The organism is Nocardia sp. NPDC051052 (assembly GCF_044456045.1).
In the GTDB taxonomy this organism is placed as follows: domain Bacteria; phylum Actinomycetota; class Actinomycetes; order Mycobacteriales; family Mycobacteriaceae; genus Nocardia.
Window position 1 is genome coordinate 371,347 of the sequence record NZ_JBITFL010000005.1, and the last position, 13,748, is coordinate 385,094.

Annotated in this window: 14 protein-coding genes; 8 read left to right on the forward strand and 6 right to left on the reverse strand. The window is 66.6% G+C overall.

Annotated elements, in window-relative coordinates:
• The first annotated feature begins 200 nt into the window (after positions 1 to 200).
• Positions 201 to 1,952, forward strand: coding sequence for a sugar-binding protein (locus ACIBCN_RS19435; protein ID WP_396992957.1), 1,752 nt, complete (start codon positions 201 to 203; stop codon positions 1,950 to 1,952).
• 64 nt (positions 1,953 to 2,016) lie between these two features.
• On the forward strand, positions 2,017 to 2,793 hold the full coding sequence (locus ACIBCN_RS19440) for a class I SAM-dependent methyltransferase (protein WP_396992958.1): 777 nt from the start codon (positions 2,017 to 2,019) through the stop codon (positions 2,791 to 2,793).
• 89 nt (positions 2,794 to 2,882) lie between these two features.
• Here the strand turns inward: ACIBCN_RS19440 and ACIBCN_RS19445 are convergent, their stop codons facing one another.
• Positions 2,883 to 3,107, reverse strand: coding sequence for a hypothetical protein (locus ACIBCN_RS19445; RefSeq protein WP_396992959.1), 225 nt, complete (start codon positions 3,105 to 3,107; stop codon positions 2,883 to 2,885).
• Between the two features lie 811 nt (positions 3,108 to 3,918).
• Here ACIBCN_RS19445 and ACIBCN_RS19450 point away from each other — a divergent pair.
• Positions 3,919 to 4,596 (forward strand): RraA family protein, encoded by a 678-nt coding sequence (locus ACIBCN_RS19450; protein WP_396992960.1) that lies wholly within the window; start codon positions 3,919 to 3,921, stop codon positions 4,594 to 4,596.
• Between the two features lie 225 nt (positions 4,597 to 4,821).
• Complete coding sequence (locus ACIBCN_RS19455; RefSeq protein WP_396992961.1) at positions 4,822 to 5,529, forward strand: VWA domain-containing protein; 708 nt, start codon at positions 4,822 to 4,824, stop codon at positions 5,527 to 5,529.
• A 29-nt stretch (positions 5,530 to 5,558) separates the two neighbouring features.
• Here ACIBCN_RS19455 and ACIBCN_RS19460 read toward each other — a convergent pair whose 3' ends face one another.
• Positions 5,559 to 6,983 (reverse strand): pyridoxal phosphate-dependent decarboxylase family protein, encoded by a 1,425-nt coding sequence (locus tag ACIBCN_RS19460; RefSeq protein WP_396992962.1) that lies wholly within the window; start codon positions 6,981 to 6,983, stop codon positions 5,559 to 5,561.
• Between the two features lie 202 nt (positions 6,984 to 7,185).
• Between ACIBCN_RS19460 and ACIBCN_RS19465 the strand changes: the two genes are divergently transcribed.
• Complete coding sequence (locus ACIBCN_RS19465) at positions 7,186 to 7,620, forward strand: MarR family winged helix-turn-helix transcriptional regulator (RefSeq protein ID WP_396992963.1); 435 nt, start codon at positions 7,186 to 7,188, stop codon at positions 7,618 to 7,620.
• A 120-nt stretch (positions 7,621 to 7,740) separates the two neighbouring features.
• Complete coding sequence (locus ACIBCN_RS19470; protein ID WP_396992964.1) at positions 7,741 to 8,322, forward strand: TerD family protein; 582 nt, start codon at positions 7,741 to 7,743, stop codon at positions 8,320 to 8,322.
• A 19-nt stretch (positions 8,323 to 8,341) separates the two neighbouring features.
• Here the strand turns inward: ACIBCN_RS19470 and ACIBCN_RS19475 are convergent, their stop codons facing one another.
• From ACIBCN_RS19475 to ACIBCN_RS19490, 4 genes are read right to left on the reverse strand one after another with little or no spacing between them, the layout of a single operon-like run.
• Positions 8,342 to 8,968: an SAM-dependent methyltransferase gene (locus ACIBCN_RS19475; protein WP_396992965.1), complete on the reverse strand. Its 627-nt coding sequence runs from the start codon at positions 8,966 to 8,968 to the stop codon at positions 8,342 to 8,344.
• Complete coding sequence (locus ACIBCN_RS19480; RefSeq protein WP_396992966.1) at positions 8,965 to 9,717, reverse strand: PIG-L deacetylase family protein; 753 nt, start codon at positions 9,715 to 9,717, stop codon at positions 8,965 to 8,967. The genes ACIBCN_RS19475 and ACIBCN_RS19480 overlap by 4 nt, the downstream gene beginning before the upstream one ends.
• Complete coding sequence (locus tag ACIBCN_RS19485) at positions 9,699 to 10,682, reverse strand: acyl-CoA dehydrogenase (protein ID WP_396992967.1); 984 nt, start codon at positions 10,680 to 10,682, stop codon at positions 9,699 to 9,701. Before ACIBCN_RS19485 ends, ACIBCN_RS19480 begins: the two co-directional genes overlap by 19 nt.
• Positions 10,682 to 11,446, reverse strand: a complete 765-nt coding sequence (locus ACIBCN_RS19490; RefSeq protein ID WP_396992968.1) for a glycosyltransferase — start codon at positions 11,444 to 11,446, stop codon at positions 10,682 to 10,684. The genes ACIBCN_RS19485 and ACIBCN_RS19490 overlap by 1 nt, the downstream gene beginning before the upstream one ends.
• A gap of 148 nt (positions 11,447 to 11,594) precedes the next feature.
• Here ACIBCN_RS19490 and ACIBCN_RS19495 point away from each other — a divergent pair, with 148 nt between their 5' ends.
• Both ACIBCN_RS19495 and ACIBCN_RS19500 read left to right on the forward strand, forming a co-directional pair.
• Positions 11,595 to 11,867, forward strand: a complete 273-nt coding sequence (locus tag ACIBCN_RS19495) for a GlsB/YeaQ/YmgE family stress response membrane protein (protein WP_396992969.1) — start codon at positions 11,595 to 11,597, stop codon at positions 11,865 to 11,867.
• A gap of 45 nt (positions 11,868 to 11,912) precedes the next feature.
• A complete protein-coding gene (locus tag ACIBCN_RS19500; RefSeq protein ID WP_396992970.1) occupies positions 11,913 to 13,634 on the forward strand; it encodes a thiamine pyrophosphate-dependent enzyme in 1,722 nt (573 codons plus the stop codon).
• Positions 13,635 to 13,748 lie beyond the last annotated feature (114 nt).

The window sequence follows — 13,748 nt, forward strand, 5'->3', positions numbered from 1 at the left end:
GACAATGCAACTTCTTCGGAGCCGGGAAGTATCCGGATTGGTCCGACCCGCCATGTTCGATTCGCGCGCCCCGCCGTCAGGGAGTGCACGCTGCGCGATGGACACGCTGTTCTCTTACAGGTTGCTGGCGGGTGCAGAGCGCGACTGCCGATGTGTTGTGATTCGACGGGCGACAGAATGGGCAGCGACTGGAGGTTGGGATGGCGGGGTTTGAGACGGTACTGAGCCGCCGTGCTGTTCTAGCCTCGGCCTTGGCCGCAACCTTGGTGCTGGCGGATTGTTCTTCGGGCAGCAAGCGGCGGGACGGGGCGGGGGATCCGGCTCATACGGATGTGTTGTTCGTCGGCGCGCATCCGGACGATGAGGCGAGCAACCTGTCCACCTTCGGGCAGTGGCATGAGGATCTGGGGTGGACCACCGGCGTCGTCACCATCACGCGTGGCGAGGGTGGCGGTAATGCTGTGGGGCTGGAGGAGGGGCCTGAGCTGGGGTTGATTCGCGAGACCGAAGAACGTAGGGCGACCGCCCTCGCTGGGATCGAGAACATTTACTATCTCGACAAGCTGGACTTCTGGTACACCCTTTCCGCGCCGCTGACCGCGCGGATCTGGGGCGAGCGGGACACCATGGCAAGGCTGGTGCGACTGGTCCGCATGACCACTCCGCACACGATCGTTGTGATGGATCCTCGGCCGTTCAATCAGCATGGTGGACATCAGCTTTCGGCGCGCCTCGGGATCGAGGCGTTCCGGCTGGCGGGCGATCCGGACGCATACCCCGAGCAGATCACCGACGAGGGGCTGACGCCGTGGCATCCCACCAGGCTCCTTGCCCAGAACTATGGCTTCGACTCGTTGCTCGGACCGGACGCATCCGGACAACGGCGCACCGATCCGACCTCCGGGTTGCCGGTCATGGGTGTGTGGTCCGGAGTTCGCTCGCGCCAGCACAACGCGACCTGGGCGCAGGTGGAGCGTGACGCGGCTCGGCTATATCTGACACAGGGTTTCGCCGCGAAACCCGCTCAGGTACCGACGGATCCGCAGCAGCTCGACTCCGACTGGTTCACCGTGCTGGCGGAGGACGGCCGGTACGTCGAGGTGCCAGTCCACCGGCAAGTTGGACTGAAGCCGCTGTATGCCGAGTTCGCTGACTGGGCCGACCGAACCGGGTTGCCGTGGTTGGCCAACCGCGTCCAGCCCGACTACCCGCCGAACCCGACCACTACGATCCCGGCCGTTGCGACCGCGCCGGCCTTGAACGGTACCGAGGGGCCAGGGGAGTACCCGGGACCTGAACTGCCGCTTGCGGTTTGGCAAGGTGGCGGCAGTTGCGCGGCGACGGCGAAGCTCGCCAGGCACGACGACGACCTGTACGTGTTGGTCAACGTGACCGACGATCGAAAGGGCGCCGAGCTGTCGGCCGATGACATCAAAAGGCATTGGCGCACAGACTCGGTCGAGATCGCGATCGATCCCCGCGGCGACTCCGACGACACCTCAACCACTTTCAAAACCGGCATCCTGCCGTACACCCGAAACGGTCCGGCGGCCGAGCGAGACGCCGACAATCATCAGGGCGCGACGCCACCGGGGATGCAGGTTGCCGCGATCGTCACTGAGCCGTACCGCGGTTACTCGGTCGAGGTGAAGATCCCGCTCACCGCGCTGCCCGCACCGGTCGATCCCGCCAGGTTCGCGATGAACATCCTCGTCTACGACTCCGACACCGACGACGAGACCGGCCAAACCCGTCTGGCTTGGTCGCCTTTCGGCAGTGCCCAGGCAGACCCCTACGTGTGGGGCACCGCAATCCTCGCCGACTACCAACCCCCGCCGACAGCCGAAATGCCGCCCGCCATACCGCAAACCGCCGCGCACAGCACCGACTCGCCTGCGTCGCTTGCTCAGGCCGAACGCACCGGAGTTCCGATCGCGGGTAACCGTCGCTAGCTCGGCCCGGACGGCTGCGCCCGGTACCGTGAAAACATCGGCGAGTGAGGGATTTCGGTACGTCATGAGTGAGCAGCAATCATGTGTCGTCGACATCGAGACGATGCCGCGCGGCGGCCCGAATGCCTCATGGCTCGATCGGCGGATGCAGACCAATGTGCTGGAGTACATCGATCGCTACGATGTGTCGGATCGCATCAAGCAGGTGGTCATCAGCGAGCTCGACCGGCAGGACTGGCACGAGGACAATGCCCGCACGGCACTGGCATCGGTTGCCGGCATCGACAGCCCGCGGATTCTGGAACTCGGTGCGGGACATGGGAAACTGTCGGCGAAGATCCTCGAATTGCACCCGACCGCCACGGTGACCGTCACCGACCTGGACCCCACCTCGGTCGCCAACATCGAGGGCTATCTCGGCACGCGACAACGCGCGACTACCCGGGTAGTCGACGCCACCGCCATCGACGCACCCGACAACAGCTATGACCTAGTTGTTTTCGCTATGTCTTTTCACCATCTACGCCCTGCACGCGCGTCGCGCGCCATCGCCGAAGCCACCCGCATCGGCACGAAATTTCTGGTGATCGACCTAGCCCGCCTACCAACGCCGGTACTCCCACTGATCCCTGCGCTCGGCGTTCTCATCGCGGCGCCGGGCGCGCTGCGCAAGGGCCCGTTGACCATCCTGCCGTTCCTACACGACGCCATCATCAGCATGCTCCGCGCCTACCGCCCGCAAGCGCTAACCGCCCTCGCAGCCGCCGCCGACCCCGCAATAAAGGTCGAATTCCTACCAGGAAGCCCCCCACTTCTGCGCGCCGTCTTTTCCCGTCCGTGAGCGAGTGCCGGCACGGCCTCGCGCCCGAAAATCGTTCCTAGCCAACGCGAAGAATTGCGGCCTTCGGGACTTGCTCGCGGCTATGTGGCTCAACGGCCGAGGTGGTCGGTCGTGTACTTGACACCGCCGAGGCCGCCGATGATGGCGCATACGACGACCATCGGGACGAGGCTGGCGGGGCCGAAAATGGCGGCGAGGATGCCTCCGATGGGCAGGCCGGCCAGGATGCCGAGCACGACGCCGAGGGGTACCCAGAAGGCGAGTTTGCCGATCGTCCGGGCACTTTGGTTGGGATCGTGGGATTGACTGGGCATGGCGGGGACTCCTTCATACGTGCTGGTGGCGATAGCTTTTGCCACGCAATATGACCGTACGCAGCGCACTGTTGCAGGTCTGTACGCCGATCGACTGATACTTCGGAGCTCTCGGTGAGTCATAGTGGGATTCTTTGTCCGGAGTTTGTCGATCCACGGTGTCAGTCGAACAGCGGATTGTCGGCGAGATAGCTGCCGGATACCGTCCTTTTTGACGCTTATACGTCAATCGAAAGGCGACTCGTGGGTAGGTCAAAATATGCAGTGTCCGCAACTGTAGCGATGGGAATAGGGCTCGCGCTGGCAGCGCCGGGTCAAGCAAACGCGGCGAACTCTGGCAGTGCGACGTGCGTTGACGGCGCTAATGTCGTCGGCGTATGGGTGGAGGTCAAGGGTGGTAACAGCGGCTGGGCAAACCGGTCGGGGCGTGGTAGTCGACAGGGCTGGAATTTCAACACCCAGGGCAAAAAATACAAGTTGACGGTCGGGTGTGGAGGCTCACTTCAACGATGGGCGGAATCGACGTCAACGCCCAGCTTCCAGAACAATTGGCAGTCCGTTAATTGTTGGCCCGGTCCTGCCGACAAATACGGTGACGGCGGAAAATATGCTCCGATCGGCCTATGCGTGCGGTAAAAGGCGCGCGCTCCGAGCGCGGCCGATAACTTCGGAATTCTTGGTGATCAAGCATTGCATGCGACGACCAGGAAACCCGAATTCTCTTGGCACCGAAGACATCGCCGCCGGGTGTGTCCGGCAGCGGGTGTCGGGTGTGGAAAGTTAAGGTCGGGTGGACTGCACACTCCGAGCCTTGAAGGGGGCGGCGCCGATGCTGGCCGATCAGCTTGTCGCGAAGTTTCGCTCTGTCGACACGACCGCGCTTTGCGATGCCGGCAAGTCGATTCGGGTGATGGACAGCGGGATTCGGGCGCGGTCGGCTGAGGTGCGGGTGGCAGGGCCCGCGTTCACGGTGCGGTGCCGGGGGGACTTCTTCGGTGTGTTGCGGGCGATCGAGTCCGCGGCACCCGGCGACGTGATCGTCGTAGACGGCGGGGGGAGCGAAATCGCCTTTGCCGGAGAGATGTTCGCCCGCGGCGCGGTTGTCCGGCGGCTCGGCGGGATCATCGTCGACGGTGGGTATCGTGACATCGGGTACGTCCGTGGTTGTGGACTGCCGATTTACAGCCGATACGTCACTCCCATGGCGGGGACCACATCCCAGCTCGGTGAACTCCAGGTCCCGGTGAGCTGCGGTGGCGTGTCGGTGGCTCCCGGTGAGCTGATTCTCGCTGACGAAGAAGGCATGATCGTTGTCGAGCCCGACCGGGTCGAGGCGCTGCTCGACGCCGCCGCGGCCATCAAGGCGGCCGAGGCCCGGGTCGTCGCGACCTTGAATTCCGGCTCGACCTTGAGCGACGCCATCAACGTCGACGCGCACACCGAGGCCCTCCGAAGCGGTGCACACTCGACTCTGCGGTTCCTGTCATAGCCCGGTTTCCGGTGTCTCGACGTTGCGTCGACGGTCCGGTAGATTGCGCAGCAGAGTGTCGATAATCCCTCGAAAAGGAGGGCGGTGCAATGACTTACGGACATGAGCCGGACTCATGCGGTGACTCGAGGATCGGTGTCGTCGACTGGTAGCGCCTGCTCATCGAGCGGGCGAAGACGGCGGTTCGCGATCTTCGGCAACGAGCTGCCGGACGGGGTGGGGTGGGTGGCACTCGCCGTCCTGGTGGCGCTTTCGGCCTGCGCACGCGTCGATCCGGGCGAGGCCCGACCCATCCCGGGACTGGACAGCGGCTGCGATGCCGCCATGGTGCTCTTGTTCGACGTGTCGGCGTCGATGCAGGCGACGGACGTGACACCGGACCGGCTCACGGCCGCCCGGCAGGCGAGCAAATCCTTCGCGGACCGGCTGCCGAAGGAGACCCGGCTCGGATTGGTCGAATTCGCGGGCACGACAACGGAGTTGGTGGCGCCGACCACGGACCGCGATATCTTCAAGGCCGGGCTCGACCACCTCGAGATGAATGAGCGCACGGGCACGGGCGCGGGCATCTTCACGGCCTTGTCATCGATCCGGAACCTGCCCGCCGCTGGCCCGCCCGCCCGGCCAGCGCGGATCGTGTTGCTTTCGGACGGCAAACAGACGGTTCCAGAAAGCCTGGACGACCCGCGTGGCGCTTATACGGCGGCCCGCGAAGCCAACCGCGCCAACGTGCACATTTCGTCCATCGCGCTGGGCACGGACCACGGCGTGGTCGACCTCCCCAATCCTGGTCGTCCGAGCAGCCGCGTATCCGTATCGGTGGATCAGGACTCATTGCGCGAGATTTCTCGCCTCACCGGCGGAAGCTTTTATGCCGCAGTCAGTCTCGACGAATTGAACAAGGCGTTCGACGACCTGACCTGCCACCGGTGAGCGGGTTCCGAAGCTGCGGCTTGTCGTCGCTAAAGCTCCGGTCCGATCTCTCGGATCACCTGGACCAGCAGATCCGCTTCGGGTTCGGTGATACGCCAGTTCACGAAGGTTGGTCGCAAAGCTGTCATGCCTCGGTAGGTGGTGGTGCCGACGTAGACGCGGCCGTCGTCGAGGATGGCCGCGCCGAGGCGGGCGTTGAGGGCGTCCAGTTCGGATTCGGGCACCCCCGGTGGGCGGTAGCGGAAACAGGTGACGCACAGCTGCGCCGGAGCAAGGAGTTCGAAATCTGCTGCGTCGTCGACGACTCGGCCGAGGTGGGCGGCGACATCGAGATGGCGTTCCACCATTTCTCGGTAACCGTTGCGGCCGTAGGCTCGCAAGGTCGCCCAGATCGGGAATGCTCTTGCACGGCGGGAGGATTCGGGGCCGTGCATGTTGTAACTGATCTGGTCGTCGTCGAGCGTCGGCAGGTAGGCCGCGCCCCAGCCACCGAATGTCTTGCCTAGCAGCGAGTTGTCTTTGATAAACGAAAACCCGCTCTCCTGAGGCACATTCAGCCACTTGTGGCCGTCGGCCGTGACCGAGTCGGCTCGCTCGACGCCGCGGGCAAGATGCGCCGTGCGCGGCGAGAGCGCCGCGAACAGTCCGAACGCGCCGTCGACGTGCAGCCACGCCCGGTAGTGCTCGGCCAGATCGGCGAGGTCGTCGATGGGATCGGAGTCGCCGGTATTCACCTCCCCGAGGTTGCCGACGATCACCGCGGGCGCGCCGTCGAGCTCGACGAGCGCTCGCTCCAGCGCCGCCAGATCGATCCGCCCGGCGTCGTCGCGGACGAAGGCGCGCAACGTATCTCGGCCACAGCCGAGAATCTGCAGCGCCTTGCGCGTGCTGGCGTGCACGTATCCACTCGTCAGCACCGGCAGCCGCGGCAGCCCCGCCAAGCCGTCGGCGACCACATCCACCCCGTGTTTTTCGGCCCACCAGTAGCGGGCCGCCGCCAGCCCGGTCAGGTTCGCGAAGGTGGCACTCGGGGTGAGCACCCCGCCGAATTCCTGCGGCAGGCCGAACAGGTCCTTGAGCCAGCCGAGCACGACGGTCTCGGTGCGCGACGCCAGCGGCGAGGTGACCCACAGCCCCGAGTTCTGGTCCAGCAGTGCGGTTGCCCAGTCACCGGCCAGCGCCGCCGGGGTCGCGCCGCCTACCACGAGATGGAAGAAACGCGGCCCGGCGGTGTGTACCGCCGCCCGGGTGCCGACCGCGAGCAACTCCTCGATCGCCGCCAGCGCGCCGCCGCCGTGCTCGGGCAGTGGCCCGCCGAGGTCGTCGATGAGGGGGTCGTGGGTGGCGTCGTGCACGAGTCGCTCCGGCAGGCTATCCAGATACGGTCCCGCCGCCTGGTGTACCAATGCCAGCGCCTGCGCCGCGACGTCCTGTTCGTTGAGCGGATCAGCCATGCCTCACCGAACCTCGCAACGGCCCCTTTTGTAAATAGCCAGTCGGCCAAGGTGATTGACGACCCGCGACTGCGGCACGCCGAGACGACAGGCGATCTTCGGCCGCGGTACGCGCGATAAAACGGCCGAAATCACCGCGTCAAGATTTGAGTGTCAAAGTAACTTGATAGGAGACTGCAAGTAGCTGGCTACACTGTCGTCCGTGACAGCGGACCTGCCTGAAGCGGACCTGGGTTATCGCCTGCTCGCCGAGCTCCGCACGGTATCCGACCAGCTCGGCGCCGCGCTTGTGAGCGTCCTGCGTGAATTGGATCTCACCGTGCCGTCTGCGAACGTGCTCTGGCACCTCACCCCGATGGCCGCGCTGCCATCGATGTCCGAGCTCGCCCGCCGCACCTGCAGCGACCCGTCGACGGTCACCTTCATCATCGACAAGCTGGAGAAGCGCGGCACCGTCGAGCGATTGCCCGGACCGGACGACAAGCGGGTGAAAGTGGTCGCCCTCACCGCCGCGGGCTTTGCCCAGCGCGAGAAGTTGGTCGACGCGATGACCCAGCATCTGCCGCTGCGCCGACTGTCGGCCAGGGAGCAGCGGCAATTACACCGGCTGCTGTCGAAGGCCAATTCCAGCGCCTGATCAGTATCGAGAGCCATTAGCTATCAATATGTTTCGCGGTATCGAGGTGCTGCTCGTCGATCGCCCGCATGAGAATCTTTCTGGCGCTTGGAGTTACGAAACGCCCGCTAATCTGAACCCATGATCACGCTCAAGAAAGAAGACGGCGCCGCGGATCTCGCCGGCGTCACCAAGCTGAGTGTCGGGGTGAGCTGGGATCCTTCGGCGGGGACCAGCGGCGGGGCACTCGGCTGGGCACGCCGCAAGAAGGGCGTCGACCTGGACCTGATCGCCATCCTCATGCAGGGCGCCGAGCCGGTCCGCTTCGCCGGACTCGACTCCCTCGACCCGCTGGGCAACGGCTCCGTGCTGCACAGCGGCGACGAGCAGACCGGCGCAGCCGCAGGCGACGACGAGACCGTCTCGGTGACGTTCTCGGACGTGCCGGGCGGCATCGACGCCATCGTTTTCGTCGCGGCCGCCTTCAAGAAGGGCAGCTCGTTCGAAAAAGCCAACAACATCAGTTTCAAGGTCTACGACGCGAGCGGCGGCAGCAGCCAGCAGGTCGCCGACATCTGGCCGTCGCTGCTCGGCGCGGACAACGCCAATGCCGTCGCCCGCGCCTTCCGCTCCGGCTCCGCGTGGCAGCTGGAAGTGCTGAACCGCAAGGGCAAGATCAAGCAGGGCGACAAGCAGGCGCTGCTCCGCTTCGCGATGGCCTAGCGCAGGCTGAGGTAGCGGCTCACTCGATGTGCTCGGTCTTCGCGACGGAGATCGGGTCGCCCGAGGTGAAGACGTCGAGCAGCATGTCTTCGTCGTGATAGCCGGCCAGCGACGTCAAGCCCTGGGTGGTTCGGGCGATGGCGTGCACGTGGTCGCCGGACAGCGGGTATTCGGGAACTTTCCGGCGCCAGTGCACGCAGACCAGGGTGCCGTTGCGTTCGAGGTGTTCGACGGCGTGGCCGAAAGCGGTGCGCAGGCTTACGGAGTCGAGATAGTAGGCGACTTCGCTGAGCACGATCAGGTCGAAATGTTCGTCGGGCCATGGTTCGCCGAGCGCCCAGCGGCGGAATTCGACCGCGCCGCGTGCTGATTCGGGTAGTCGGTCGATGCGCTGGCCCGCCGAATCGAGGGCCTGGGCCGCGATGTCGGTGCAGACCAGGCGATCGCATCGGTCGGTGAGTTCCGCGGAGAGGGTGCCGATCGAGCAGCCGGGCTCGAAGGCGCTACGGTAGCGCGGCTTCGGCAGTGCGGCCATGGTGAGTGCGCGCTTGCGTTGCTCGTACCAGCGGGTGGTGAAGCCCCACGGGTCCGGATCGCTGGCGTACATGTCCTCGAAATAGTTTGCGGCCAAACCGGTCTCGCTCATACGAAGAACGTTTCCGTGTTGCCGGTGAACCGGTCCAGCACGTACGGCGGCAAGATCGGCTGGTCGGCGGGATCCGCCGACATCGGCAGGATCTGGCTGTGGAATTGCGAGAGGGCGCGTAGCTTGGCGTCGACCGCCGGCGCGGGCAGGGTCAGCGTTCTGGCCCGGCTGGCGGGGACCACCGGATGTTCGGGAGTGGCCCAGTGCCACATCCAGACCGGGAACTCCAGCAGCCGGGTCGCGGTGCCCGCGACTGCCGCGGCGGCGGCCCGGCCGACGGCCTCGTGGTCGGGGTGCCCGTCGCGCCGCCAGGTCGTCGCGCACCATGCGCCCGCGTGGCCACAGTCGCCGAGGATGCCGGACAGCGCCTCGGTGACCGCCTCCTCGGCCGCGGCGACCCGGCCGTCGCCGATGCCGAGCCGGATGGGCGGCGCGACACCCAATTCCGTAGCGGCACGGCGAGATTCCGCCACCCGCAGCTCGGCGAGTTCGGTCGGCGAGCAGGTGGGCGAGCCGGGGTGCGACGCTTCGCCGTCGGTCACCGTGACGACGGTGACCGGCAGATCGTGCGAGCGGGCCAGCGCGACGAGGCCGCCGACGGCGAGCACCTCGTCGTCGGGGTGCGGCGCGACGACGATCAAATGCCGCCATCCGGTGAGGGACAGTTCCGGGCGACGGTTACGCCACCGGCTCCAGGTGCGCTCGGGAGTGCCCCGGGCGGCAAGATCGATCAGCGGTTCGGCAACCATGAGAACTCCTTTTCCGCGTAGTCACGGCCGAGATCGGCCAGATCCCGCTCCGCATGACTCTGGCGGAGGTAGACGGTGAGGTCGGCGACGCGTCGCGCGTGCTCGGCGTCGGCGCACAGGGGACCGGCGCCCAGCGCGCGCCCGACCCGGTCGATGGTCGCCGTCGCCGCGTCCTCGACCACCACCCGCACCGCCCTGGCGCGGATGCGCGCCATGCCGGAACGGTCGGTGGGGTCGGCGTCGATCTGGCCCGCGGCGTCGGTCAAACACAGTGCGGCGGCGTGCAATCCGCTCATGACCGCGCCGAGGTGGGCCAGCGCGTGCGCGTCGGTGGCGCGATCATGCAGGGTACGTGCGACGGCACAGGCGCCGCCGTACCAGCAGGCGGCAACGCCGATGGCGCCGTGCCAGAAGCCGGGCCGCGACAGGTACGCGCCGGGGCCACCGACGGGCTCGGCCGCGGCGTTCATGAAATCCACTGCGCCGGAGTCGGATTCCTGCATTCCCACGGCGTGCCAGGTGCCCGGCACCGCGCGGACCGACGACTGGCCGAGATTGACGGCGAACAGCCTGCGCGCGTCTCCGGCCCGCGCGGTGACCAGGGCATGGGTGCAGATCGACGCACCGGAACACCACGGCTTGCGCCCCTCCAGGGTCCAGCCGCCCGAGCCGAATCGCGCTTGCAGCACCGGCTTAGGCGGCTCGGCGGCCCACACTCCCCAGATCTGCCCGCGCTGCACGGCGGCACCGTCGAGCTCGGCCAGGATCGCCTCGGCGTCGGCATGCGCCTCCACCATCCGCCCGACCACCACGTTGCCGAACGTGAGATCGGCGAGCGAGCGCCAGCGCTCGATGGTGCGGCCGGATCCGGGATAGGGCAGCTCGAGCCGACCGGCCTCCGCGAGCCGCCGCAGTGCGCTCGCCAGTGCGCTCGGCGCGCCGGCGAGGACCTCGGTCGGCGGCATCAGGCACTCCTGCTCTCGGCGCGATACGTACTCTCGATTCTCCGCAAATGGGCAGCGAACCCTTGCGGTGCCCGGCCAACGCGGCGCGCCGAGGTGGTGACGAGCACGTCCTCGGCCCACCCGACCGGTGCCCCGCTCGCCACCATCCGGGTCACCAGGTCGACGTCCTCGCCGGTCCGGAGGTGCCGGAAGCCGCCGACCCGCCAATAGGCGTCGGCCCGGAAGCCGAGATTCGCGCCGTGCACGTGCCGATGTGCGCCGGCCGTGCGGTACTGCTGCTCGTACCTCCGCCGGGTCTCGGCGGCATGGTCCGCCCAGCTGCGCACGCCGACGATTCCGGCAACCACATCGCTTCCGGTGTGCGCGTACTCGAGCTGGCTGCGCAGCCACAGCTCATCGACTTCGGAATCGGCATCGGTTGTCGCGAACCAGGTCTCGGCCGAACAGGTCGCCCCCGCATGCGCGAAGCCCAGCGCGCGAGCGGCGCCGACATTGCGTTCGTCGACCGCCATCACCTCGACGTTCGCGGTGGGCACGAGCGCGGAATCGTCGGTGCACGCGTCGAGCACGAGTTGGACCCGGACCGGAACGTCGACGCGCCCGGCCGCCCGTGCCAACGCCGCGAGGCAGGCGGGCAGTAGTCGCTGCTCGTTGCGTACCGGGACGACAACCAGAATCCGCGTGACGGCAGCCCCGAGCGCGGCGCCTTCGGGCCGGTCGGCGTGCGTAGTACGGACTCTGCCGCGGGGACGGGAGTCGGTCATGGCTCCCGGCTACCCGGCGGCGACTCGAGCAAACGGTCAGCGCGTCTCGATGTGGTGAAACTCGCCGCCCTGTGTGGACCGCTCGTCCGGGGGTATGACCGGCGCAGCGCGCGTTTTCCGGCGTGCCAACGACCAACAGGAGGACATCATGCTGGGTCTCGGGATTATCGGATGGATCATCATCGGCGGTCTTGCCGGATGGATCGCCAGCAAGATCATGAAGACGGACGCCCAGCAGGGCATCCTGTTGAATATTGTCGTAGGCATTGTCGGCGGCCTGCTCGGCGGATTCTTGCTCAAGTTGTTCGGCGTCGATGTCGAGGGTGGCGGGCTGTGGTTCAGCTTCTTCACCTGTATCGCCGGCGCGGTAATTCTGTTGTTCCTGGTGGGTCTGGTCACCGGTCGGCGAGTGTCTCGATGACAGCGGCCGCCCAGCAGCACCGTCTATAACGCGGAGGAGTCGACTATGACCACGGTTGCGGAAATGATCGTCACCGCGCTCGCCGATGAAGGCGTCACCCATATCTGGGGTGTCGTCGGCGACGCGCTCAATCCGATCACCGACGCGATCCGTCGCGAGGATCGGATCGAATGGATCGGCGTGCGACACGAAGAGGTGGCTGCCTATGCTGCTGGTGCGCAAGCCCAGCTCACCGGCACCATCGGCGTGTGCGCGGGCACCGTCGGCCCCGGTTCGATCCATCTGCTGGGCGGTCTCTACGACGCCAAGAAATCACATGCGCCGGTGCTGGCCATCTGCGGTCAGGTGCCGACCTCCGAGATGGGCAGCGAGTACTTCCAGGAGGTCGACAACGACGCGGTCTTCCGCGACGTCTCCGAGTTCACGGCAACGGTAACCAGCGCCGCGCAAATGCCGAGGCTGCTCGAACAGGCCGTGAACGCGGCGGTGTCACGCCAGGGCGTGTCCGTGCTGACCATTCCGGGTGACATCGGCGGCCTGAAGCTGGACACCGACGTGCGCCCGCGGTTCGTCGCGCGTGACCGCACAATCGTGCCCGGCGTGACCGAGATCGTGCAGGCCGCGGAGACCCTCAACAAGGCGGCCAAGGTCACCTTGCTCGTCGGCATCGGGGCTAGGGAAGCGCGCGACGAGGTGTTGCGGCTCGCCGAACAGCTCTCGGCGCCGATGGTGCTCACCATCAAGGCGAAGGAGGGCCTCGAGCACGACAACCCGTACGCGGTCGGCCAAACCGGATTGATCGGTAACCCGGCCGCGAATGCGGCGCTCGAGGACTGCGACGTGCTGTTCATGGTCGGCACCGACTTCCCGTACCGCGACTGGTATCCCACCGGCAAGACCGTCATCCAACTCGACGCACGGCTCGACCACATCGGCCGCCGCACGCCGGTGGATGTCGCGCTGGTCGGCCACACCGGCCCCTCGCTGCGCGAACTCCTGCTGAAGCTGGACACCAAGTCGTCCGACAAGCACCTGAAGAAGGCGCAATCGGAATATCATCGCTGGTCCGAACTCCAGCAGCGCCTGGCCGAACCCAAGCACGACCGCAAACTGCTCGGCCGCATCCGCAAGCACCTGGACAACCCGGACCAGCTGATCCGCCCGGAGGCGGTGGCCGCGGCGGTGAACACGCACGCCGCCGACGACGCGATCTTCACCTCGGACACCGGCATGTCCACGGTGTGGCTGTCCCGGTTCCTCAGCCTGCGCGGCTCCCGGCGGTTGATCGGCTCCTACAACTTCGGATCGATGGCCAACGCTATGCCGCAGGCGCTCGGCGCGCAGATCCTCGACCGCGAACGCCAGGTCGTCGCGTTCTGTGGCGACGGTGGGCTGATGATGCTGCTCGGCGACCTGCGCACGGCGGTCACCTACGAGCTGCCGGTCACGCTGGTGGTGTTCAACAACGGGCGCCTCGGCATGGTCAAGCTCGAGCAGGAGGAGGGTGGTCTGCCCGAGTTCGGCACCGTGCTCGACAATCCGGATCTGGCCGCCGTCGCGGCCGCGATGGGCCTGGAATCGCGCCGAGTGACCGATCCCGAAGATCTGGACAAGGCGGTCGCGGACGCTTTCGCGCAACGCAGGCCGGTGCTCCTCGATGTCGTCACCAATCCCGACGAGATCTCGATCCCCCCGAAGCCGACCTTCGACCAGGCGTGGGGCTTCGCCATCGCGAAGGTCAAGGAGTCACTCGAGAGTCGCGCCTGACCGGTTGTCGCGCGCGGCGACCGGGCCTCGGTCCGATCATCGGTGGATCTCATGACAAGTGGTCTCGGAATGGTTACTGTCCGAGGACATTCCAAGGTGATCGGGTTGGGGCGC